Annotated in this window: 16 protein-coding genes; 12 read left to right on the top strand and 4 right to left on the bottom strand. The window is 44.6% G+C overall.

The window, feature by feature from the left end:
- Nucleotides 1-84 precede the first annotated feature (84 nt).
- The gene (gene katG / locus ACFI6J_RS19035; protein ID WP_014977393.1) at nucleotides 85-2,385 is read right to left on the bottom strand and encodes a catalase/peroxidase HPI; all 2,301 of its coding nucleotides are present in this window, start codon (nucleotides 2,383-2,385) and stop codon (nucleotides 85-87) included.
- A 514-nt stretch (nucleotides 2,386-2,899) separates the two neighbouring features.
- Between katG and ACFI6J_RS19040 the strand changes: the two genes are divergently transcribed.
- A complete protein-coding gene (locus ACFI6J_RS19040; RefSeq protein ID WP_014949483.1) occupies nucleotides 2,900-3,496 on the top strand; it encodes a porin family protein in 597 nt (198 codons plus the stop codon).
- A gap of 84 nt (nucleotides 3,497-3,580) precedes the next feature.
- On the opposite strand, the gene ACFI6J_RS19045 is transcribed toward ACFI6J_RS19040, so the two are convergent.
- Entirely contained in the window at nucleotides 3,581-5,323 is a 1,743-nt protein-coding gene (locus ACFI6J_RS19045; protein ID WP_462558349.1) for a PAS domain S-box protein, read from the bottom strand.
- Between the two features lie 253 nt (nucleotides 5,324-5,576).
- On the opposite strand from ACFI6J_RS19045, the gene ACFI6J_RS19050 reads away from it, so the two are divergent.
- Both ACFI6J_RS19050 and ACFI6J_RS19055 read left to right on the top strand, forming a co-directional pair.
- Nucleotides 5,577-7,793, top strand: a complete 2,217-nt coding sequence (locus ACFI6J_RS19050; protein ID WP_014980278.1) for a VTT domain-containing protein — start codon at nucleotides 5,577-5,579, stop codon at nucleotides 7,791-7,793.
- Entirely contained in the window at nucleotides 7,781-8,491 is a 711-nt protein-coding gene (locus tag ACFI6J_RS19055; RefSeq protein ID WP_049588946.1) for an endonuclease/exonuclease/phosphatase family protein, read from the top strand. The genes ACFI6J_RS19050 and ACFI6J_RS19055 overlap by 13 nt, the downstream gene beginning before the upstream one ends.
- A gap of 80 nt (nucleotides 8,492-8,571) precedes the next feature.
- Here the strand turns inward: ACFI6J_RS19055 and ACFI6J_RS19060 are convergent, their stop codons facing one another.
- Nucleotides 8,572-9,552: a LysR family transcriptional regulator gene (locus ACFI6J_RS19060; protein WP_348670842.1), complete on the bottom strand. Its 981-nt coding sequence runs from the start codon at nucleotides 9,550-9,552 to the stop codon at nucleotides 8,572-8,574.
- A gap of 400 nt (nucleotides 9,553-9,952) precedes the next feature.
- Between ACFI6J_RS19060 and ACFI6J_RS19065 the strand changes: the two genes are divergently transcribed.
- The 6 genes from ACFI6J_RS19065 to ACFI6J_RS19090 all read left to right on the top strand — a co-directional run bounded on the left by ACFI6J_RS19065 (nucleotide 9,953) and on the right by ACFI6J_RS19090 (nucleotide 17,276).
- Complete coding sequence (locus tag ACFI6J_RS19065; RefSeq protein WP_348670843.1) at nucleotides 9,953-12,601, top strand: TonB-dependent receptor domain-containing protein; 2,649 nt, start codon at nucleotides 9,953-9,955, stop codon at nucleotides 12,599-12,601.
- 116 nt (nucleotides 12,602-12,717) lie between these two features.
- Nucleotides 12,718-13,539, top strand: a complete 822-nt coding sequence (locus ACFI6J_RS19070) for a sulfite exporter TauE/SafE family protein (protein WP_269350568.1) — start codon at nucleotides 12,718-12,720, stop codon at nucleotides 13,537-13,539.
- A 19-nt stretch (nucleotides 13,540-13,558) separates the two neighbouring features.
- Nucleotides 13,559-14,734 (top strand): pyridoxal phosphate-dependent aminotransferase, encoded by a 1,176-nt coding sequence (locus ACFI6J_RS19075; RefSeq protein ID WP_269350565.1) that lies wholly within the window; start codon nucleotides 13,559-13,561, stop codon nucleotides 14,732-14,734.
- A 267-nt stretch (nucleotides 14,735-15,001) separates the two neighbouring features.
- Nucleotides 15,002-15,367: a response regulator gene (locus ACFI6J_RS19080; protein WP_014949491.1), complete on the top strand. Its 366-nt coding sequence runs from the start codon at nucleotides 15,002-15,004 to the stop codon at nucleotides 15,365-15,367.
- Complete coding sequence (locus ACFI6J_RS19085) at nucleotides 15,364-15,948, top strand: chemotaxis protein CheX (protein ID WP_014949492.1); 585 nt, start codon at nucleotides 15,364-15,366, stop codon at nucleotides 15,946-15,948. The genes ACFI6J_RS19080 and ACFI6J_RS19085 overlap by 4 nt, the downstream gene beginning before the upstream one ends.
- A complete protein-coding gene (locus ACFI6J_RS19090) occupies nucleotides 15,948-17,276 on the top strand; it encodes a sensor histidine kinase (RefSeq protein ID WP_156086940.1) in 1,329 nt (442 codons plus the stop codon). Before ACFI6J_RS19085 ends, ACFI6J_RS19090 begins: the two co-directional genes overlap by 1 nt.
- A 69-nt stretch (nucleotides 17,277-17,345) precedes the next feature.
- Here ACFI6J_RS19090 and ACFI6J_RS19095 read toward each other — a convergent pair whose 3' ends face one another.
- The gene (locus ACFI6J_RS19095) at nucleotides 17,346-18,377 is read right to left on the bottom strand and encodes an MBL fold metallo-hydrolase (protein ID WP_156087371.1); all 1,032 of its coding nucleotides are present in this window, start codon (nucleotides 18,375-18,377) and stop codon (nucleotides 17,346-17,348) included.
- Between the two features lie 301 nt (nucleotides 18,378-18,678).
- Between ACFI6J_RS19095 and ACFI6J_RS19100 the strand changes: the two genes are divergently transcribed.
- The 3 genes from ACFI6J_RS19100 (at nucleotide 18,679) to ACFI6J_RS19110 (ending at nucleotide 24,037) form a co-directional block, all read left to right on the top strand.
- Nucleotides 18,679-21,048 carry a DNA polymerase II gene (locus ACFI6J_RS19100; protein WP_348670844.1) on the top strand — a complete coding sequence of 790 codons (2,370 nt, stop codon included), beginning with the start codon at nucleotides 18,679-18,681 and terminating at the stop codon, nucleotides 21,046-21,048.
- Between the two features lie 302 nt (nucleotides 21,049-21,350).
- Entirely contained in the window at nucleotides 21,351-21,929 is a 579-nt protein-coding gene (locus tag ACFI6J_RS19105; protein ID WP_014949496.1) for an EF-hand domain-containing protein, read from the top strand.
- Nucleotides 21,930-22,297: 368 nt separating this feature from the next.
- Entirely contained in the window at nucleotides 22,298-24,037 is a 1,740-nt protein-coding gene (locus ACFI6J_RS19110; protein ID WP_348670845.1) for an AMP-binding protein, read from the top strand.
- Nucleotides 24,038-24,642: the final 605 nt, after the last annotated feature.

The raw sequence follows: 24,642 nt of genomic DNA on the forward strand, positions 1-24,642 counted from the left end.
AAAGGGCGCGGAAGCGCCCTTTTAGTTTTTATGTCTGTTGAGAATTAGTTGTTAAGCTAATTCGCGATAGTAGTTATATCGCATCTATTTACCCAAGCTGGCGTTTAGATCGTGACGTAAATCGAAACGGTCTAGCGTCATCACTTTGGTCCAAGCGTCGACGAAGTCTTTAACAAAACGGCTTTTCGCGTTGTCGTAGGCATAAACTTCGGCCACTGCACGCAGCTCACTGTTTGATCCAAAGACCAGGTCTACAGGCGTACCTGTATACATAACTTCACCAGTAGTTCTGTTTACACCTTCATATACCGACGGGTTATCTGTTTTTCTCCACTTAACGCCCATATCAAGAAGCGTTACGAAGAAATCGTTGTTAAGCGTGCCTACTTTGTCAGTAAATACACCGTGGCTAGTGCCACCTGTGTTTGCTCCCAATGAACGCAAACCACCAAGCAAAACAGTCATTTCTGGTACTGTTAGATTAAGCTGATCGGCTTTGTCTACCAGCATGTCGGTTGGCGAACGATAGCTAGCTTCTGCGTTGTAATAGTTTCTAAACGCATCGGCTGTTGGCTCTAACAATGAAAACGAATTAACGTCTGTTTGCTCTTGCGTAGCATCAGTTCGACCCGGAACCACTGGAACAGTAACCTTGACGCCAGCATCTGCCGCTGCTTTTTCAATTGCTGCGGCACCGCCAATCACAATGAGGTCAGCAAGAGACACTTTCTTCTTAGAAAACATGCGTGAATTGTAGTCTTCTTGCATCTCTTTAAGCTTAGAAACAACGGCTTGAACGGTTTCAGGCTCGTTGGCTTCCCAATTCATTTGCGGTTCAAGGGCAATACGAGCACCGTTCGCTCCACCGCGTAAATCAGATGCTCGGAAGCTAGATGCTGCCGCCCATGCTGTTTTCACAAGTTGCTGAACGGTTAAGCCACTGTCTAAGATGTCAGCTTTAAGTTTCTTAACGTCTTTATCAGAGATCGCTTTATAGTCAGCTTTAGGCACTGGATCTTGCCAGATGAAGTTCTCTTCTGGGATATCGTTACCCAAGTAACGTGCCTTAGGACCCATATCACGGTGAGTTAGCTTGAACCACGCTTTAGCAAATGCCGTTTGATACTCTTTGGGATCCGCTAAGAAGCGCTCGGCAATTTTTCGATACTCTGGATCATACTTAAGCGCCAAGTCAGCTGTAGTCATCACAGGAGGATTTTTCTTACCTTCTACGTGCGCATCTGGTACTGATTTATGAAGCGATTCATCGGTAGGGATCCACTGGATAGCGCCGGCAGGACTGCGAGTTTGTTTCCACTCAAAGCCCAATAAGTTTTGGAGATATAGGCTCGTCCATTTAGTAGGTAGCTGTGTCCAAGCACCTTCCAAACCGCTCGTTACCGTGTCTTCTGCATTGCCTTTACCGCAATTGTTCTTCCAACCTAGTCCCTGCTCTTCTAAGCCTGCACCGCCTGGCTCAGCTTCTAAACAATCAGCAGGCTTGTGTGCGCCGTGCATTTTTCCAAATGTATGACCACCCGCTATTAGCGCAACGGTCTCTTCATCATTCATCGCCATACGGCCAAATGCAGTGCGAATATTTTTCGCAGATCCCATCGGATCAGGCACACCTTTAGGGCCCTCAGGGTTAACATAGATCAAGCCCATGTGCGTTGCCCCCAACGGGCGCTGAAGCTTACCGTCGCGCTCTTCACGATCGCTCGCAAGCATTTCCACTTCAGGGCCCCAATAAACCATGTCAGGTTCCCAGTCGTCGGTACGACCACCCGCAAATCCATAGGTGTCAAAGCCCATGTTTTCCATGCCTACGGTACCCGCAAGGATCATTAAGTCGCCCCAAGATAAACTTTCACCGTACTTTTGCTTAATAGGCCAAAGCAAGCGACGCGCTTTATCAAGGTTTCCGTTGTCTGGCCAGCTGTTCAGCGGATCAAAACGCATTTGACCACCGTCACCACCGCCACGACCATCTAGCGTACGATAGGTACCTGCACTGTGCCATGAAAGTCGAATGAAGAAAGGACCATAATTTCCGAAGTCGGCCGGCCACCAATCTTGAGAAGTAGTGAGTAGCTCATTAACATCTTTTTTTACTTGGTCGAGATCTAGCTTAGCGAATGCCTTTGCATAACTGAAATCATCACCTAGTGGGTTTGAGCGATTATCGTGATCTCTTAACGGAGAGAGATCGAGCTGATCAGGCCACCAAAATTGATTATTTTTCGCTTGAAAAGCTTTAGCAGTGCCCGTGCCTTTAGCACCCGCAGGCTTACTAATTTGATCGTTGGCAATAGCCCCTGTTGCACCAAGCGATAGGGCAACAAGTACTGATACTGTGGTTTTTTTAAACCTGTTTATAGTCATGGTCTTTTCCCGTCTGAGTTTGTTGTAGTTACCAAAGCGTGAGTGCGAATCACACCACTAATTTGTTAACATTTTGTTTACCTCATAAGCAGTTAAAAGATAGACAGGCTTAGAGAATATTTACAGTTGATAAAATGAATTCAACTGATTAGAAAATCCAATCAATGAAAAGTTTATTAATTTCAATATCTTAAAAGCCCAGTTCACTTTATGACGTAATCGACTGTCGCTCAGTAGAACTATGTAATGCGGAAAATGAGCTAGATCTGTGAATCTCTTTCAGAGATTGGGAAATTTTTTCGCTTCTTGAAGAGTGAAACTTTTCCATACTTTCTATAAGCGGCTAAATAACCAACTAAAAAGTGTCGGTTTATGTAAAGTTTTCATCTAATTGAAATACATTCTGCAATTTCTACCATGGCACAGCAATTGATACAGAAATGATGCAATTAAAGACGCATTAACTTCAGATAAGAAGTCGATGGAATGTTAAAGAAGTAATGAGGATGAACTTATGAAAAACACACTTAAGACACTTACCGGACTTGCAGCTGTTGCCTCTATCAGTGCTATGGCTTCATTCGGTGCGCATGCTCAATCAAATCAAATTGAAGCAAAAGACAGTGGTTTTTATGTAGGTGGTAATTACGGTTACCTACGCGTTGAAGGTGAAGATGACTTTGACGATGACAAAGATGTTTGGCAAGGCCTTGTTGGATATAAATTCAATGAGTGGATTGCAATTGAAGGTGGTTACATTGATTTTGGTGATTACGGTAACGACCTTGCAGGTGCTGAAACAGACGGCTACACAGCGGCGATCAAGGGTATTCTTCCATTAACAGAGCGTTTTTCTCTCTACGCGAAAGCAGGTCAACTTTGGTCAGAAACCGAGTATAACTTTGCTGGCGTTTCACGTGATAACGATGACGAAAGCTTGTTTGTAGGCGCAGGTCTAAGCTACGCGATTACTAGTAACTTTTTAGTAAACGCCGAGTACACTGTTTATGATACAGAGCTTGATGCAGACGAAGCGTTTGATGACATTGACGACACCGATTTTGAAACCGATCTTAAGCAAGCCAGTATTGGTGTTGAGTATCGTTTCTAAGACATTGGTTGCCTCACGTTTAGCAACGTGACTTAATGAGAATGCTAAAGCCTTGGCAACACAGCCAAGGCTTTTTACTTTTTGCTACCCATCTATTTTCTGGATGAGCTGCGCCAGTTCCTCAATTTTTGACACTGTCGTTTTAACTAAGTTGTCAATTTCATTGGATGAGGACTGGGAGTTACCTGCTAACGTTCGTACTTCATCAGCCACAACCGCAAACCCTCTTCCCATTTCACCTGCTCGTGCCGCTTCTATCGCTGCATTTAGCGCTAGCAAATTAGTTTGCTCAGAAATAGAATTAATTGTGCCCACTATATTACTTATAGTCTGGCTGGTAACCAGTAGCTCTTTCATAGAATCTTGAGTATCGTTCACCGCTTGTTTTCTAGAGGTGATATTAACGGCAAAAAAGACATAACGTGTTACTTGCCCGTTGAAGTTCTTAAGTGCGCTGATTCTCGCGTCAAAGGCAAGATAACGCCCAGCCACTTGAAACTCAGTAATTTTTGAAACAAAACCAGCGCTCTCTAGAGTAGACTTGTCCTCTGCAGAAAGACTATTCATTACCTCATTTGCAAATGATTCAGAGCTCATTACCCCGTTCAATGTGTCGCGTAGTAGTTTGTTTGCCTCAACGACTTCACCATTAGGCTTCATTTCAAGAAGAACAAGTGCACTGCCTATAGCTTTTAATTTGTTAGTAAAATCTAAAGCCATTTGCTTAACACGAGTAATATCAGCCTGAACCGCGATAAAGTTAACGAGTTTTTCTTCTTTGAAAACGGGGTTTATTGATAGTGAAGTCCAGTAAGGTGTACCGTCCTTTCTATAGTTAAGAATTTCATCATAAAATGCTTCGCGGTTTTTAATTTTTTGTCGTATCACATCCACAGTACGTTGATCGGTTTCCTCACCTTGTAAAAATGATCCAGGTTTCTTGCCTTTTACTTCGTCCAGCTCCCACCCCGTCAACCGGTAAAACCCGTTATTAACGTACTCTATGAGACCATCTGCATCAGATATAATGACGGCATTGTCTGTTTCGTTGGCAACCAGCGAAAGCATACGTTGTAACTCTCGCTGCTCTACTTCTTCTGTTACATCTTTAATAAATGCTGTGTAGAGGGTTCGGTCAGCCAGCCTTACTTTAGACAAAGACAGCCTGCCCCACAGGCTTTTACCGTCTTTCCGCTCCACTTTAACTTCGCGGCTGGTTCCGACAATTTTGTCTTGGCCTGTTTCTCTATTTGCGTTGACATAGTTATCGTGGTTCGCTTGAATCGCCTGAGGCACTAACATCTTCACATTTTGGCCAATTACTTCATCTATTGTGTATCCCCATAGCTTCTCAGCGGATGCGTTGAACAAGGTTACGTTGTTGTTTTCATCGATACACACCACAGCATCTAACGCTTGCTCTAATGTTTGCTCCACTATTTCGCGAGACTCTCGCTCTTCTGTAACGTCTCGAACGAAAGCGGTGTAGTGCTTCTTTCCTGCAACAATAACCTGAGATAAAGCAAGCTGAACCCAAATTCGCTCCCCACTTTTTGTTTCTAATTCGACTTCTCGCGAGCTGCCAACGATTTTATTAACATTTGTTTGTCGATGAGAATTAACGTAATTGTCGTGATTTGCTTTGTGTTCGTGGGGAACCAATAGTTTGATATTTTTGCCTAGTACCTCGTTTGGCGTATAGCCCCATAACTTTTGAGCGGCATCGTTGTAAAACGTAATGTTGTTTTTTTCATCTATGGTAACTACAGCCAAGATTGATTGAGCAAGCGCCTGTTTCGCCGCATTTTCCTTTGAAAAAAACTTCATTTATCTAGACCTTCTCATTAAATTTTTTAAGTTATATAGAAGATCTTTCCCTGTTTTTCCAACTGTGAATATTAAACTCGTTTCACAGTGAAAATATTACACATTGCGAACTGATACATCTTACACACGAGCTCAAAAACTCTAATTATCTATAAAAATCATTTACTTACATTTTTCGCTCTTACGTTTTATAGAGGTACAAATTCTGCAACAGAATACAAATAGTGAAAAATGAATAAATAGGAAACGTCACATGCAATCAGGAAAGAGTGTATTTCAACCCGGTCAAAACTGTTGGGTAGAGAGCAAGGCTCGCTTTTCTACACCTTTGATAGATTGCGGAAACTATTATAAAGCCTTGCACAGCTCTATCGTTAAAGCTAAGCACAGTATCTTCATTGTTGGATGGGATATAGATAGCCGCATTCGTTTGCTGCGAGGCGACGACGAAGCGAACAGTGAAGCGCCGAGCGTAATAAGTGATTTACTTAAGTGGAAAGCTGAGCAAAATCCTGACATTAAAATTTACCTGCTACGTTGGGACTCATCACTAGCCTTTTTCGCGCAGCGCGAAATGTGGGCAAAGGAAGTGTGGGAAGAAAAAACTCCAGACAATGTGCAAACCGAGCTCGATGACACGATTCCGATGGGCGGAAGTCAGCACCAAAAAATTGTGGTTATCGATGATGAACTTGTATTCTCAGGTGGAATGGATGTATCTACCAACCGCTGGGATACCCGTGACCACCCCGTAGTTTCAGAAGAGCGTGATGGACCTGATGGGGAGTATGGTCCTCTTCATGATGTGCAAATGGTATCAAGTGGACCTGTAGTAGCCGACTTTTCAAAATTAGTTCGATGGAGGTGGCAGCGTGTTGCTGACTCTTCACCTATTGATATCCGCGAGGACGCGCGCATTGATGAAAATGCCCCGTTGCCTGATGCTTGGCCACAAGATTATCCTCCCCTTTTTGAAGACGTAGAGTGTGCACTTGCCAGAACAATTCCATTTATGGATGAGGTCGAGCCTGCTCAAGAGGTACGTCATATGCTGCTTGATCTTATCGGTGAAGCAGAGTCTGTAATCTACATTGAGAATCAATTTACAACGCGTCAGGAGATCGCTGAAGCGCTGAATAAGCAGCTCAAACTGAAACCTAATCTTTCGGTCATTATCGTAAGTTCCTACGAGCCAAAAGGTAAGTTTGAGTGCGAAGCATTTTGGGCAAGCCGCATAGAATTCAAGGAAATTTTAGAAAAAGGGATTGACCCTAAGCGAGTAAAACTGACTTATTCTTCAATTGAAGACATGCAAGGCCGCAAGGCATACAAGCGCATCCACTCCAAAGTGATGACCATTGATAACAAATACCTTGTTATCGGGTCATCAAACTTGAGTAATCGCTCAATGACGCTAGACACCGAAATCGACACGGTGTTGTTTGGTAACACCAAAGACAATCAGGCGTGTATTGAGCAAGTGAGAAACGACTTACTCGCAGAGCACACGGGGCGTGATATTGATGCAATGCCAGCGTTATTCAGCAATGAATATCCGGTTGAAGCATTAATGCAGGATCAGATAGCACACGGCTACGTACTTACCGAAGTTCGCGATGAGGTGTTTACCGAACAATCCGTTAAGAATGTGTTCAGAGCGTTATCTGACCCTGAAGAACCCCTTATTTCGGTGCCAACCTTTGATGGAGCAGCTATGCCTGCACGTAACCCAAGACGTCGCAGTATTATGATTTTGATTGGTCTTGCCATCATTGCTGTTCTTGGCGGGCTTATGTTTTGGGCTAGCCAGTCCATACCATGGTTAAGTTCCGACAGCATTAACGCCTTTCTAGAGAAAAGTCGTGGAACCTACTTTGCTCTGCCTACCGTATTGCTGGTTTATGTGGTCGGCGGCGTTTTATTCTTCCCGGTCACTGTACTGTCACTTGCTGTGGCTGCTATTTTTGGCCCTATATGGGGGCCCATCTACGGCATCATGGGAGCACTAATGAGCTCTGCAATCATGTTTGGAATAGGCAAGCTATCAGGCAACGCGGGGCTTAGAAAAATTGGAGGTCCAAAGGTAGCTGCCGTTGATGAAAAACTAAAGCGTAGCGGTATCGTTGGCGTCGCGGCCATTCGAATGTTGCCTGTAGCGCCCTTTAGTTTGGTGAATTTGGTAGCGGGTATCTCATCTATTGGCATTTTCCAGTTTTTAGTGGGGACATTTTTAGGCATGTTCCCGCCCATGATTGCGAAAGGGCTTGTGGGTGATTCGATAGCACAAATTTGGCAAAACCCTTCTGTGGAAACCATTAGCTATTTAGTTGGCGGTATTGTTTTATGGGGCCTTATGATTTGGGGCTCGCAAAAATTTGCCCGCTACTACCAAGCTCGGAAGGAGTCGGGGAATCAAGATACTGCCAGTGATAATAGTGACAAAGATGAGGTAGAGAAATGTGCCGCATAGTGACCTACAACATTCACAGCGGAATAGGTAGAGACAAAAAGCACGATTACAAACGCATAGGGCAATTCTTGGCAAACAGTGGCGCCGACGTGGTGCTGCTGCAAGAAATGGATACTCGTCCCTCTGAGCGAAGTACAGCACAGGATGTTAAAGATATCTGCGCTGAAAACACGTTTAAGCTCATTCCATCACCAGCCATCAGGGAGTCTGATGGCTGGTATGGCAACGCCATCCTCACTCGCTTTGACGTATTAGCGCACGATACACTGGATGTCAGCCAAAACGGGCGACAGCCTAGAAATGTTCAGATTGTAGAGCTCAAGACAGAGAAGACCCCCCTTACGGTGGTAAATACCCATAAGGGGCTTAAGAAGCTAGAACGTCGCTCACAGTTTTCTTTGCTTCATGAGCACCTTTCTTTGAAGATGAAAGAGAAGCAAATCCCTCTAGTTCTAGCCGGTGATTTCAACGAGTGGCAGTTTTTCTCAAAAGCGTTTAAAGCACTTAACGACTTGCTATTACAGCAAAAAGTGGGGGCAACATTTCCAAGCCACTTTCCTGTATTTGCACTTGATAGAGTATGGGTGTCTGACGACATCAAGGTAAAAGCGTGCAGAAAATTAAAAAATGCGAAAACTCGAATATTGTCAGATCATTTACCTGTGCTTGTTGATATTGAACTGCCTCAGAACGACTAACCCAGTGCTCTTTTGCACTTAACGGGTTGCGTTATTCTCGTCGTACGCGAGATTTAGCATTATCTTGTGTTGGCATAGTGCTATGCAGGTTGCGCTATAAACGATGAAGCGGCAAATTCTAACGTACCGCACCAGTGTTTCAGTGCGTTTTCTTGAGCCACTACTTTTCTGAGAATATCAATGATCTGACTGCTATCTAGCAGCGTCTTGGCACTTTTGTTTGTCGCAGCGAGCACAGTACGCTGCATTTCTGGCTGTGTTATTTTCAGTGATGAAACTAGGCCAGACTCCTTTAAATGAAAAATAGCTGATGTAGGAAGGATCATCACGCCTTCTCCCTGCATAACTTGCCTAAGGCCAGTCATGAGTTGTCCAGAATAAGCCAAATCGTGCTGCAAACTAACGCCCGTTGCTTTTTCATAGTCAGCAATTAGTTGACCCAATGCATCTTTGTTACCCGGTGATAGCAAAGGTAATTCACTGATTTCCCAGAAACGGATCGTCGTTCTATCTCGAAGCTTGGCGTATTGTTCACACGATGAGGAAGCAGAAAAAACCAAATGAAGATCTTCTTGAATTAACGGTGTGACTCGCATGAATTTAGGGTCGACAGCTTGCTGATAAGTAAGCGCAACATCCACCTGCTTTGACTCAAGCCAATCATTAATGGTGTAAGACGGTCCGGTGCTGATTTCGACTTTAAGTCCTTTATGGTTCGCCGTTATTTCCGTGAGCAGCGGTAAAGAAAGCACATTGCCGATTGACGGTAGCATTCCTATTTTTACTACCTTCTTTTGTCCGGTTTGAAAGGCTTCCAATGCGGCCTTAACGTTGTCTATTTCGGTTAGCAGCTTTAATGCATGTTTATAAAAAACTTCGCCCGCCGATGTTAGGTTTACTCCCGAAAAACTTCTTTCAAGCAGCGTCGCTTTCATCTCTCTTTCTAAACTTGCCAACTGCTGACTAATGGCGGGTTGAGCGATATCCAATGCTCTCGCTGCCGCAGCAATACTACCCTTTCGCACAGTCATAACAAAATAATGCAGCTGTTTTGAATGCACTTGCCCTCCTTACAAAGGTGGTGAGTTCTAGAACGGGAACGGTTTAATGAAGACGGCAGCAACGAATATGCCATTCCATTAAGTTATATGAAGCAAAATTGTAAAAATGGGCTAAAAGCGTGGGGCATGAAAATCTTGTCTTCCTCCATACTTAAGTCTAATAGCATTAAATTAGCGCCCTGTGAGACAGCTCAATATTTTTCTTATACCCCTGAATAATCTTCTTTCTTCCTGCAAAGCCAAAGAGTTTTTAGCCTTGTTCTTGTACACGAGTGGCTAGACAACAATAACAAGATGCTTCTCGCATCAAAGTAGTGCTCGTGCGTGCCTAAAAAGAGTGCAGATTTTAATAATCCACACCCACAAAACTAAGTAGCAATAAGCACGATTGGGAACACAAATGAAACAGAAAAAGCTCCACACTGCAGTACGTTACGCACTTACCGGATTAACACTTTTCACTACTTCATTGCTTGTACAGGCGCAAGAAGTGACTGAAGAAACCACAGAAGCCAATGACCTAGAACGCATTGCCGTTGTTGGTGCCCGCGGTGCACCGCGTTCAGTAACCAGCTCTCCTGTACCGGTTGATGTACTCACCGCCGAAGACGTTGAAGCCGTTGCGTTTACCGATATGAACAATGTCCTTATGACACTCGTTCCCTCTTATTCCGTAGGCCGTCAACCCATTTCCGATGGCGGAACGTTTATTCGTCCAGCAACGCTTCGAGGTATGCCCACCGACAAAACGCTTGTTTTGGTTAACTCTAAACGACGTCATAGGGCCGCACTTGTTTCAATTGGCGGTTCTGGCACACAGGGGCCAGACATCGCAACTATTCCAACCGCAGCAATTCAAAGTGTTGAAGTGTTGCGCGACGGTGCAGCTGCGCAATATGGCTCAGATGCCATTGCAGGTGTTATCAACTTTCAATTAAAAAATAACACCGAAGGCGGCTCGTTCACTGCCGACTATGGCAGCTACTACGAAGGAGATGGCGATCAAATTACCGTTACTGGGAATAAAGGTTTCGCGTTAGGCGACGATGGCTTTTTCAGTATTTCAGCCGAATATTCTGACAGCGAAGCCACCTTTCGTGGTGAGCAATATTGTGAGCCATGGTTCTGTGTGGATGACCAGTCAGATCAATACATCGCTGATGCTACGGCCATGGCCAACAGCGTTCATGGTTCAGACGTAGTCCAACCATGGGGGCAACCAAATACAAGCGGGACGCGTGTTTTCTTTAACGCCGGTTACGCACTATCCAGTGAACTTGAACTCTACGCATTCGGTAACTATTCAGAAAGTGAAGGTGACGGTTCATTTTATTATCGCTATCCAGGCAATGGCACCATTGAAGACATTCGACTTGAGGACGGTTCAATCTGGAACCCGCTAGAGTTCTTCCCCGGTGGCTTCACGCCTCGTTTCTTCGGTGATGTGACTGACTACTCATTTGTTGGTGGTGTTAAGGGCATGTCGGGCGACCTTACTTATGACATCAGTGGTCGTTACGGCAATAATGAAATCTCTTACACACTAGCCAATACCATTAACCCGTCACTGGGTAACGAGTCACCTACTTCATTTAAGCCGGGTGACTTAACCAACGAAGAAACACAGATTCAAGCTGACTTCACCTATGACTTGAACCAGTATGTTCTTGCCTTCGGTGCAAGTTACTTAGATGAGTCATACGAAATCTCTGAAGGCGAGCTAAGTTCCTATTTTGCAGGCTCTTACGCCACATCTGATCCATGGGAGTTTTGTAACGACGACTACACTACTACGGCACTGGGCGCTGCTGTCATTGCTAACGGTTCAACTCTGAATTGTGCCAACTACACCAGTGCTGACAGTAACGACGATGGGGTTGAAGATGATGGATTCGCTGGAGTAGACGCCGTTTATACTGTTGTAGGCGTTGGCTCCAACGGCTTCCCTGGCTATTCACCAGACTATTCGGGCTCATACGAGCGTGACTCATATGCGGTATACACGGATATCTCTGGTGACATTACAGACGAGCTGTTTGCTCAGGCTGCGCTGCGTTATGAAGACTATTCTGATTTTGGCTCAGAAGTAGTATACAAAGTAGCAGGGTTCTATCAGTTTAGTGATGAAGTAGGCTTTAGGTCGTCTTTTGGCACTGGCTTTAGAGCTCCTACTCCAGGTCAGCAAGGCACGACCAACGTATCTACACGTCTGCCCGATGGCTTCCCAGTAGCAACAGGTTTGTTCCCAGCCGGCGGCGAAGTAGCGCAGGCGCTTGGTGCCAACGAGCTTTCACCCGAAAAATCGACCAACTTTACGCTGGGCATGACTGCGAACTATGGCGATTTAACGCTCACTGTTGATTACTACAACATCAAGCTTGAAGACCGCCTTTACTCTGTGTCTACCCGAGATGTTTCCACCACTGTCGTTACCGACCCTCAAGCAGACGGTTATGACGCATACCAAAACTATCTAGCCCTAGCAGGTGCCAATGTTTCTGGCGCCGAGTCCATTGGTGGTGTGTTCTTCTTCCAAAACGCTTTCGATACCGTAACCGAAGGCGTGGACGTTGTTGCTACTTACAAGATGGAATCGAGGTATGGCGCAACCGTGCTAACCGGCTCTGTGAATTACAACAAAACAGAGTTCGATTCTGATCCGAGTGAATACTTGAACGCTGAGGATCAGTTCGACTTTGAAAATGGCCGCCCCGAAATGCGTGGTGTTTTCTCAGTTACCCACAGTTACGACGTGTGGTCTGCCGTTGCACGTCTTAGCTATTTTGGCGAATACGAAAATGCGGGAAGCGATGACGGGGTAAACGCCACGAATATTCAAACCTTCGGTGACGAATATATGTTCGATATAGAGGGCTCCTACCTTATTAACGAGAACCTCACCCTGTCAGTGGGGGTAAGAAATCTCTTCGACAATTACCCAGATGTAAGTACTAACGGCGACGCCTGTTGCGGTGAAGTCTATGACTCTGCCTCGGTGGTTGATTGGCAGGGAGGATATTACTACACCCGACTTGCAGCCCGTTTTTAACTGGCTCCTTGCAAACACCGACATAAGTCGGTGTTTGTGTATGTAGTTAACTGTATATAAGAAAAACTTAAAAGGTCATTCATGTTTAAAGCTGTTTCATGCGGAGTAAAAAGCAAATGGAAATAGAGCTACTGTGGTTTGTAGTTACTTTATGTATAACGGGTGCCATTGCAGGTATCACGGCAGGTCTGTTTGGTAATGGCGGGGGATTTGTTGTCGTGCCTGCTCTTCTCGCTGTTTTTCCGTTTTTTACTCCTCCATCAGAAGCCCTCGTGAAGGTAGCCATCGGAACATCATTGGCATCCATTGTGGTATCAAGCGCTCGGTCAGTGATGGCGCATCGCGCTAAAGGTGCGGTGGATTTTGACATTCTTCGCTCGTGGAGTATTTGGCTTATTCTTGGCGTTGGTGGCGGGCTGCTCATCGCAAACAACTCCAGCGCCAATGGTTTAACGGTCGTGTTCGCCGCTGGTGTTCTACTTTACTCCGTATACTTCCTTTTCCCTGAGTTCGTTGTAAGACCCGGGCTTGTTTTCGATATGCCTAAAGGCATAGGCAAAGCGGTTTTGGCGTTTGTTCTGGGTGGTTTCTCTGCTCTGCTTGGCATAGGCGGCGGTACGCCAACCGTAATCACTATGGTGATGTGCCAGCGCACCATTCAACAGGCTGTTGCGACCGCCGCAGGCGTCGGTTTTCTTATCGGGCTTCCTGGTGCCATTGGCTTTTTGTTTATGAAGCACCCCGAAACCGCCTCGTTGCCGGTAGGCACTATTGGCTACATCAATATACCTGCGCTTATTGCTATCAGTATTGGGGCAATCTTTACCGCTCCAATCGGAGCCAAAATGGCGCACAACTTCAGTGAAAAGAAGCTAAAGCGCTTATTTGGCATCTATCTCGTCATGGTTTCTAGCGCAATGTTCTATAAAGCCATTTAAAAGAAGAAGGAGACAACCCGTGAGTTATAACCGTTCAAGACGCTTGTTTATTGGTGGCACAGTTGCAGCGTCAGCAATAGGTGCGAGTGGCATAAGTCACCTTGTGAGCGCCCAATCTGTTAGCGCAAGCGCTTCCCCATCGCCTGTTATGTATGGACCAAAGCCTGGGGTTGCAAAGCTCAATGCCAATGAAAACCCGTTTGGGCCGAGCCCGAAAGCGCTAGACGCTATCGCAAAAGCATCGGCGGAAGGTGGAGCCTACTATGCTTATCCTGCCGCTATGACGCTATTGGATATGATTGCCGAGCGCTATGGCATTACTCGAAAGCACATTTCTTTGAGCGCAGGTTCAAGCCCTATTCTTTCCTACGCCGCCCTTGCGGCCAGCAAGAACGGAAAAATTCTGGGCCCGGACCTTTTTTGGGACACCACGTCTAAAGCACCTGAAAAACAAGGTGCTCCAGAAATAGTGAGAGTTGCTAATACGGCAGAGCTTGATATTGACCTTGATGCCATGTACGCCGCAATAGACGACTCTATTGGTATGGTGCACATTTGTAACCCGAACAATCCAACGGGAAAAGTGCTCGATCCGAATAAGCTTCGCGAATTCTGCATAAAAGCATCTAAAAAAACACTGGTGTTGGTCGACGAGGCATATAACGAGCTTATCGATGAGCCTCCTAAGCATTCAATGATTCCGCTCGTTAAAGCTGGTCATAATGTCATTGTAGCGAGAACCTTCTCAAAGATTTATGGCTTAGCAGGTATGCGCGTGGGCTATTTAATCGCATCAGAGGAAAACACTGAGTGGATCAATCGCTATGGCATGGGCGGCTATACATTGAATCAAGCAGGCCTTGCCGCGGCTATCGCCAGCTACAATGACGATGCCTTTTTAACTTTCTCTAAAGAGAAAATTTATGAAGGTAAATCTATGGTTATGGACGCAGTAAAAGCAAATGGATTGACAGCGCTACCTTCTAGTACTAACTTTATTTTTGTTAATTTAGGTGACGGCAACGCAGAGTACTTCCGCCAAGCCATGGCTGAACAGGACGTGCTGATTAGAGGAATCTACCGTACGTACGACAACTGGTCTCGCGTAAGTATGGGAAAAATTGGCGATGTAAAACGCTATGTTGATGCCATGCCCAATGCACTTGAAAAAATGTACACTATGCAAAATACTTAGCTGCAAGGGTGTGCATTGTCGGCCGATGCACACCTCGCTACTTATAGACTTAAATTTTCTGCTACTTCCTCGTTTACTCTCCTAGTCATTTTCAACTAAAAGTCTAATACGCATAAAAGTCACTTCTGTCATATACTCATTTTAAAGCGCCACTGCTCAAAGAATACGCTGATTGGAAAATTTTTACGGTATTGTTGCAGTAACGCTAAAGTTGCACATACTTTACTAAAAAGGCATCGCATTAAATGCCGCTCTAGGAGGCTGTAAATGTCAATTTCTGTATTAGTAGCTGATGATTCTAAGTTGTCGAGGCGTAGTGTGATTCGCTCACTTCCGCAAGATTTAGAGTATGACATCACCGAAGCAACAAACGGGCAAGAAGCCATAAATGCGCTGTCAGAAAGTGAATTTGCATTGGTACTTTTAGACCTAACCATGCCAGAAGTTGACGGCGTTGGTGTGTTGGAATTCTTGCACCAAAGGCCCGACGCCCCAAATGTAATTGTGATTAGCGCTGACTTTCAGCCAGAAAAACAGAAAATTGTCATGTCTCTGGGGGCAAAGCGCTTTTTACGCAAACCGCTTGATAAAGAAGAATTAGCAATGTCGTTGTTTGAGTTGGGGTATCTATGAGCATTGTACTACCACTAGACGAAGAGCAAAGAGATGCCCTTCAAGAACTCCTAAATATTTCCATGGGGCAAGCGGCTAACTCTCTTGCGCAGTTAATTGAAACCAAAATTGATATTTCTATCCCAAAAATCTCAGCGGTTACTCCCACCCAGCTTTACAGTCTCTTATTTGAAACCGAAGACGCTTTCTATACCCGTCAGTCTTTTTTAGGCGACGTACACGGCGAAGTGATGTCTGTGCTATCTCAAGCTGGATTGAGTGAGGTCGCAACGTTAATGGATTACGATGAACCATTAAGCAAAGAAGACATTCAAGAGATTATCTTGGAGCTTTGTAACATTTTGGCAGGTGCGTGTTTGGCTGGTCTTTCCGACCAGTTGGAGCTTACCACTAACTTGAACATGCCCACGTTATTCTTGCCCGATAAAGCGAACTTCGATGAGTTGCAATGGCAGCACAGCTTAGTGATGGAAGTGCAGTTTATTATCGCGATCTCGTCGTTTAGCATGCGCGTTGTTTTCTGCTTAGACGATGAATCTCTTGCACGCATGAAAGACACATTGGATGAGTTACTCGCATAATGTTTGAACAACTGGTAGGTAAATTACCTGTCGGAATTGGTATAGTCGATGAGAGCTTTAAGGTTGTTTATCTAAACGACTTCTTTTTAGATCGACTTCCTCACAATATGCGCGACTGCTATAAAGAAACGCCAGTTGTTGAGTTATTTCAAGGACAAGGTAAGTTTCTAAAACGTAGACTAAAGTCAGTTTTTGTACTGCAGCATCCTAGCTTTAGCTATTGGGAACAACGCCCCCACATCTTTCCGTTTAAGAGCTCTCGCCCTATAACGGGTGAAGAAACACAGATGTATCAAAACATGGAAATCTTGCCCATTAAAGACAAAAACACAGGGCAAAAATTGGCGTGTATTTTTCTGCAAGATGTGACCGCCCAAGCTAGCTATTTTAGAGCCCAGCAAAAGCTTTCAGAAGCGCTGAAAAAAGAACACGAAGCGCAAAAAAAGTTAATTCGCAAACTCGATACCGCACAAAGCCAGCTTATTCAAGCAGAGAAAATGGCTTCTACTGGTCAGCTCGCGGCGGGGATAGCCCACGAAATTAATAACCCTATTGGTTTTGTGAGCGCTAACCTCAATACACTTGAGCAATACGCAACTCACCTTATTGCGATTTGTGATGGCGTTAAGGGGCAACTCGAACACTTCACCGACGAACTTAAAGAGCAGATTGACGCACTGTTTGAGTCTAATCACTACGACTTGTTAAAGGACGATATTACTGAGCTAATTGCCGAGTCTACAGACGGTCTTACCCGCGTAAAAGACATCGTCGAAAACCTTAAGAACTTTTCGCTGGAGACTACTGAAGGCGTGCAGATAGTAGATATCTGCGCCGTGTGTCACCAGCTGATCACGCTTATTTCCGCCCAGTACAGCACGCCCCAATATAAATTTGAATGTGAATTAGAGAAAGTGGAGGTAATGGGAAACCCTGGGCCGCTGAAACAGGTGCTAATGAACGTCATGATAAATGCAGCACAGGCCATAGAAGATAGGGGCTTTATTAAACTCACTGTGCTCGATTCACCTACGTTGGTGACCATCAAAATACTGGACTCGGGTTGCGGTATTCCTACAAAACATCTAAAGCGAGTCTTTGAACCCTTCTTTACTACAAAGCCCGAAGGGCAAGGCCAAGGGCTGGGCCTTTCTGTGGCTTACACCGCCATTGAACAACATCAAGGTAAAATATCTATTAGCAGCAAAGAGGCAAAAGGAACCGTGGTAGAGATCACCATTCCGAAACAACCTGCAGCACAGCCCCCGTCCAGTGAAGATAATGAAGAGAATAAAGAAAACGAAGCGGAAAATTCTCAAACGGCCTAGAACACAGATAGCCCAGTACAGAGTAAGACGTTGTTAATCCTCACTCTGTTTGTATGTCCTCTGACTGAACTAACAAGCAAGCTTTTTTACTTCACAGGCTTTAAATGTATACACACCCTTGCTGTTTAACGTCCGCGAAATGACTCCTTCATTAAGCAAGTAATTAAGGTGAGACAAACACTCTGCTACTGCAAACACCATGTTGCGACTAGAGAGCTTGCGCTTAAACATAACCGGTAATAGCTCTACGACCGTTTGAGGTTGCTCGCAAGCATTTAACAGTGCTTTTAGGTGCTCGTGATGATGAGCAATAAGCGAATCTACTCGCTCATGCAGGCCGATAAAGGGTAGCTTGTGAGCAGGTAATACTGTCGCATCTTTGGGCAAATTCTTGAATTGCGGCAGCGTAGAAAGGTAGTCGTCTAAGGTGTTGGCATCAGGCTCTGTTGAGTAGGCGCCAATGTTTGGCGTGATAATCGGCAAAATATGATCGCCTGATATGAGAATATTTTTTCGCTTATTGTAAAGGCACGCATGCTCAGGAGAGTGGCCGCGGCCAATGATGATCTGCCATTCGTTACCGCCAAGCGACAGCGTCATACCATGCTTTAGACGTGTGTAGCTAATGGGTAGTGGTGAAACGACGCTGCTGTAGCCGTTGCCTTCACCAGAAGTAAGCTTTGCGATCATGGATTCGTCTAAACCTGCTCGCTGGTAATATTGCACATCCCGTTCGTTAGTTGCGCCATTTCTCCCTGCCGCAAACGCTCTGGCAGTAAAGTACTCAGTTTGAGACATATAAAAGGGAACATTATACGTGTCGGCTATCCAGCCCGCTAACCCTACATGATCAGGATGTAAATGCGTAACAATAACGCCAACTATTGGCCCGTCTAATTGCTTGAATATACGCTCCCACAGCGCTTTGGTGGTGGACGTTCCTATGCCAGTATCAATGACCACCCAACCGCCTTCACCGCGGATCAGATACAAATTTATGTGGTCAAGTTCAAATGGAAGCGGCATTGTTAGCCAAAGAACACCATCGGCCACTTCTATTAGCTCGCCCGGCTCTACCTGTTTATCGAATAGATATTCCATATCGCCCTCACCTTTTCTATCGTGCATGGTCTAACGTGCACAAAGACTGTACGTTTTCGTTTTAACTCGCGCTGCTTACAAAAACAAACATATCTGTCGAATAGAGATCTATAGGAGTAGGTGATAACAAACGTTATACTAAGCCTACTGCCGTTTCTCGTGCACAGTGGTAGCGCATTTTTATTGCACCTTTGCGCCAGTTATTGAACAGATAATGGTAATGCGAGTTTATAAAACGTACACGCCCATGAGGCTATTTAAAGAAATTAACGTCAACAAAGCCGGTTAGTAAATCAGATCCATGTCAGCCTCAACAATACAACAAGGGTTCATACTCAATAAAAGTACGTTTACCCGGCGAGGCAAGGTGCATGTTGAGCTATGGGTAAAAACGCCCAGTAGCACCGCTAGGTTAATTTCTTCACCCCAATACCCCACTTGCTTTGTATCCGTTGATCGCGCCAATGATTTACGCAATATCGCCGAACGTATTTCTGCAAAGATCAGTATTTCAGATGACGGGTTTCACACGCTGGAACAAGTTCCTGTTGCGACGGTAAAAACCGCAACCGAATCACACATGCATCAGCTTCGCCAGCATGCGCAGGAAAGCAGTATTATATTGTACGAAGCGGATATTCGCGTTGCCGATCGCTACTTAATGGAGCGCTTTGTGTATGGTGCGGTGGAATTTCTGGCTCCGCAAGATTTCGACGATACGCCTCAGATCGTTATAGAAAATGCGCAAATCAGACCCTGTCAATTCAGAACCACATTTACATCACTTAGCATAGACATCGAATGCAATGAGCATGAAGAACTCTTTAGCATTGCGTTAGCCGGTGAAGGACTCAACGTTGTGCTGCTTTTATGCCCGCCACGTTTTGTTGGGCAAACATTGCAAGGACAAAAAGACAGCGCGTACGAGCTCATTACCGTTGAATCAGAAAAAGCATTGCTTGAAGCATTTTTTTCATATCTTACATCCTACGACCCAGATATCATTTTAGGCTGGAATGTTAAACAGTTCGATATGGCGGTACTTGAACGCCGCGCTAGGGCTAACTCGCTAAAGTATGCTATCGGCCGCCATGGCAGAGAGGCTTCTGTAAGACAGTGGGAGGATCAAACCCTCGTTGATGTGCCAGGGCGATGCGTTATTGATGGTATCGAAGCACTAAAAACAATGACTTATCAATTCGAGTCGTTCTCGCTCGATCACGTATCTGAAGAACTGCTTGGCGAAAATAAGCTTATTCAGGCTGCAGACAAGCTTGAAGCGATAAAGCGTCTTTATCATAGCGACCCTGTTGCACTCGCTAACTATAACTTTAAAGATACGGAACTGGTCAACCGCATTCAGGATAAAACCCAATTTATCGATTTTCTGGCACTGCGCAGTATTCTCACCGGCCTAGATATGAGTCGCCCCGGAGGGTCAGTGGCCGCGTTTTTAAATGTGTACTTGCCTAAGCTTCACCGCAAGTCTTATGTCGCGGGGGTAAGACCTGAAAATGGAGGCTTGGCTAGTCCGGGTGGTTATGTCATGCGTTCCCAGCCAGGTTTATATAAAGACGTTTTAGTCCTAGATTTTAAGAGCCTGTATCCTTCCATCATTCGTACATTTAAAATCGATCCGTTGGGACTTGCAGAAGGGCTTAAATCTCCAGACACGGCGATAGAAGGGTTTAAAGGCGCAGTATTTAGTCGTGAGTCTCATTTTCTGCCTTCCATCATTGAAAACCTATGGCTTCAGCGCGACGAGGCGAAAAAACAGAAAGACGCACCGCGCTCTCAGGCCATCAAAATATTAATGAACTCCTTCTATGGTGTCCTTGGTAGTGGCGGTTGCCCCTTCTACGATCCTCGTCTAGCTAGCTCAATCACATTGAGGGGTCATGAAATCATGCAAACCACAGCTGATTGGATTGAAGAACTGGGCTATACGGTTATTTACGGCGATACCGACTCAACATTTGTTCATGTAGAAGGGAATGATGCACTGGGTACGCCCTCAGAGACTGGACTTGAGCTCGCTAGCATTATTAATCGAAAGTGGACAGAGTTACTAAAAAGTCAGTTCGACATTGATTGCCACTTAGAAATTGAGTTTGAATCTCACTTTTCTACGTTTTTTATGCCGACGATCCGAGGCTCTTCCGAAGGCAGCAAAAAACGTTACGCAGGAATGAAGGGCGGTGAACTTGTCTTTAAAGGCTTAGAAAATGTCCGCTCTGATTGGACGGTACTAGCTAAAACCTTCCAGTACGAGCTGTACAAAAAAGTGTTTACTGGACAGCCTGTTGAAGACTACATAAATAGCACGATAGCAGCGATAAAGTCCGGTGAAATGGATCACGCTTTGGTCTATAAAAAGCGGCTGCGAAAGCCTTTGTCGTCGTATACCAAGTCGCTGCCTCCCCACGTAAGGGCAGCGCGATTAGCGGACGAGTACTATAAAGAACAGGGGTTGCCACTTCGCTATCAGTTTAATACTACCATTGCTTATGTTATTACGGTACAGGGCCCTCAAACCGCAGAAACTGCCACGGCCCCCCTTCAATATGACCACTATATTGAAAAGCAAATCCAACCCATTGCCGATAGTATCTTGCCTCTTATCGGCCTGAATTTTGAGACAATAGCGAACGATCAACTCTCGCTGTTTTAATCTCATTAATGGGGTTCTATCTATATCTGAGATCAGCTTAAGTTTGACGTATGAAGATCTTGCAAACACTGCGACAATTTAACATAGCAATAACATTGAAATCCTTGCCTTAAATTTTTATTACCTCACTAAATCAGTTAGTTATGCATTTGGCACATTCAATGAATAATGAATTACGTAAGTCATTAGCGGTGTCAGATTGAAACTTACTTCCAATCTGCACCTATGTTGAGGTCTGTGGACCTAGTGGTTAGGGCAATTGAACGCCCGAGTTCACTGTAAAAGCCAGAAGGAATTTGATTATGAAGATCACAAAACTAAGTATGATTACCAGTGCTGTTATTGCTGCAACACTATCTGCTTCAGCAGTAGCAGGCCACCACGAAGAGAAGATCTCGATGGGATTTAACGCAATGGATAAGGATGGAAACGGCTATATCGTCGGTTCAGAGTCTTCAGGCGTTATTGACAGTAAGCTTCTTGCAAAAATGGATACCGATGGTGACAGCATGATTAGCCGTGTTGAATTCAACAAGTTTGTTGATGAAAAACCATCAATGTTTAGCGACGACATCATTACTCAGGTGAAAACTGAAGGCACCAATGACGCTCTACTCTCGGAAAAGGGCAACCCTGAATTATTCTCTAAAGCAGACGGTGAAATGATATCAGAGAAGAATAAGGAGCTTCGTACTGAAATGTCAGCCACAGCCGACAATAAGTTTACTGAAATCGATGTAGACAGCGACGGTAAGCTTACAGCCGAGGAGTTAAAGGTTGCACATGTCGAAGGTGACTTTGAGATGATGGACGAAAATGGCGATTCTTACGTTACCCGTATGGAATATCGTGCCTACTTCGAAGGTATTGAGTCTGAATAGACGCTCACCTCTCGTAAAGTAAAAATTTTTAGGAAGCCTCCTTCGTCGGAGGCTTTTTTGTTTCATTAGAGTCGAGAAAATTTTCTTTAGACATCAGATACATTGTCACTTTTGGTTATTACTCTCCTTTCAGCGTGTACGACGAGTCACACAAATTCATCGTTGAATAACCCCATATACGACTAACATCTTGTCGACAAAACTCGTTTGCAACAATATTGTTAATAAAGATTGAATTATTTGTTTTATTCGTTGCGTATTCAGCATTTACTGCAATTGTTGCCATTGGTTATTTGGAACCAAAAGCCGAAACAGCCAACTCAATTATTTATATATAAATCAGATGCGTACGCGCATGGAGGCAAGATATGATGGAATCAAAATTTACACCGAACTCACTACTCCCTCTTCAGAAAAGTGAGTTTACTGGCTCTGATGACGCTGAGCTGACGTCGCTCACTATCGGTCAGTATTTCAAAAATGTTGTCGACAATTATGGCGATAACCCAGCGATTATTGTAAAACATCAAGACGTTAGCTGGACCTATCAGCAGTATTGGTATGAAGTAGAACGTGTTGCTTGCGGCTTACTTGCAAACGGTGTAGAACCTGGCGACCGTGTGGGTATATGGTCTCCGAACAATATCGAATGGTCGATCGTACAGATGGCCACTGCGCGAATCGGGGCGATCATGGTATGCCTGAACCCTGCTTATCGCCCTGATGAATTAGCGTTTGCTATTAATAACGTTTCCGTAAAATACTTAGTCATGGCGCAGTCATTCAAGCAGTCAAATTACGTCGCCATGTTGAAAGAGCTTGCGCCAGAAATAGACAGCCAAGATAAGAACACACCAAGGCGTCCTCTAACGCCTTCTAAGTTGCCTTCACTTAAATATGTATACACTATTGGCGATAAGTCTGTAGAAGGATTACAGGCTTTTTCTGCATTACAAATAGAACCAACGGAAGCGCTTAAATCTCAGTTGGAGGCCGTTGAATCGAACCTTAGCGCGGATGATAACATCAATATTCAGTTTACCTCTGGTACCACGGGAAACCCGAAAGGCGCAACGTTAACGCACCGAAACATTCTAAATAATGGACTATTAGTATCACAAGCAATGAGGTTCACACACAAAGACAAACTTTGTATTCCCGTTCCGCTTTACCACTGCTTTGGAATGGTATTGGGCAACTTAGTTTGCTTAGCATCAGGTGCATGCGCAGTATTCCCCGGGGAGTCATTCGACCCTGAGACAACACTCCGTACAGTAGAAGAAGAAAAGTGCACGGGATTACATGGCGTACCAACCATGTTTATTGCCGAACTCGAACTATCCAACTTTAAGAGCTTTGATCTATCAACACTAAGAACCGGCGTTATGGCAGGTAGTACCTGTCCAGAAGAGCTCATGCGAAAGGTCCATAGTGAATTTCATATGACAGAAGTCGTCATAGGTTATGGTCAGACAGAGTGTAGCCCTATCAATCATATTACTGACATTGACTCGCCATTTGAAAAGCAGGTCAAAACTGTTGGACGCGCTATGCCCCATACAGAAGTGAAGATCATAGATCCCCAAGGCAATACGGTGCCTATTGGAGAGCCGGGTGAGATTTGCGCGAGAGGCTACTGTGTAATGAAAGGTTATTGGGGTGATGAGGTTAAGACAAAAGCCACCATAGACGATGAAGGTTGGCTCCATTCTGGTGATCTCGGAGAAATGGATGAAGAAGGCTACGTCACAATAGTTGGTAGAATAAAGGACATGATTATTCGCGGCGGCGAAAACATTTATCCACGAGAAATTGAAGAAGTCTTGTATCAACATGCGGATGTGTCAGACGCCGCTGTCTTTGGTATTCCTGACAACAAATATGGCGAGCAAGTATGCCTATGGATTAAGGCAAAGGAAAATCGACATATAGACGAAGATCAGATACGCGACTACCTGAAATCCAAACTAGCCTACTTTAAAGTACCCAAATACATCAGCGTAGTGAAAGAGTACCCCATGACGGTAACAGGGAAGCTTCAGAAGTTTAAAATGCGCGAATACATGATAGAAACACTGAAGAAGCAAGCCCTACAAACCGAAGCATAATCCCAGCAAATAGTGGGGTCAGAGTACATTTCGAAAATTGGGGTCAGAGTACTTTTTAAAAGATAGCGCTTTAAAGTACACTGACCCTACATTCGTATTTCCAACGCTTGCACCTAAGCTATAGTCTGTACCTATCTACCGTATTTTCAAACTGCCTGCTACATGCCCTAGAGAATTAAAGAGCTCGAATTATTGAGTTAGCCCACAATAATGGGGTCAGAGTACATTTCTTTTTTTAACGAGAGTGAGAGCCAAAAAGTACTCTGACCCCTTTACTCCTGAGTGAAAGACTAAAGGTCTGTATCTGAATTTGTGCGCCTTAAATTATTCGATAAATGAAACTTTCACAGTGACTAGAAGTAGGTAAAAAGAGCAGTCGCAGAAAAACACATTTTAATAATGGGGTCAGAGTACATTTCTCTAATAAGGCATGCTGACGAATTTCAGAGTTTCTCCCCCACAGTTTTGAAATCACGTATAGTTAAATTCGTTTGTTCTTAAAAGTACTCTGATTTAACGGCATTGGGGGATAAGGGAATAATTATGTCCTGATGTTTAAAGCAATAAAGTACTCTGACCCCAATTTGAGGTTTTGCTGGGGGAAG

Source organism: Alteromonas sp. G4i13 (genome assembly GCF_054960505.1).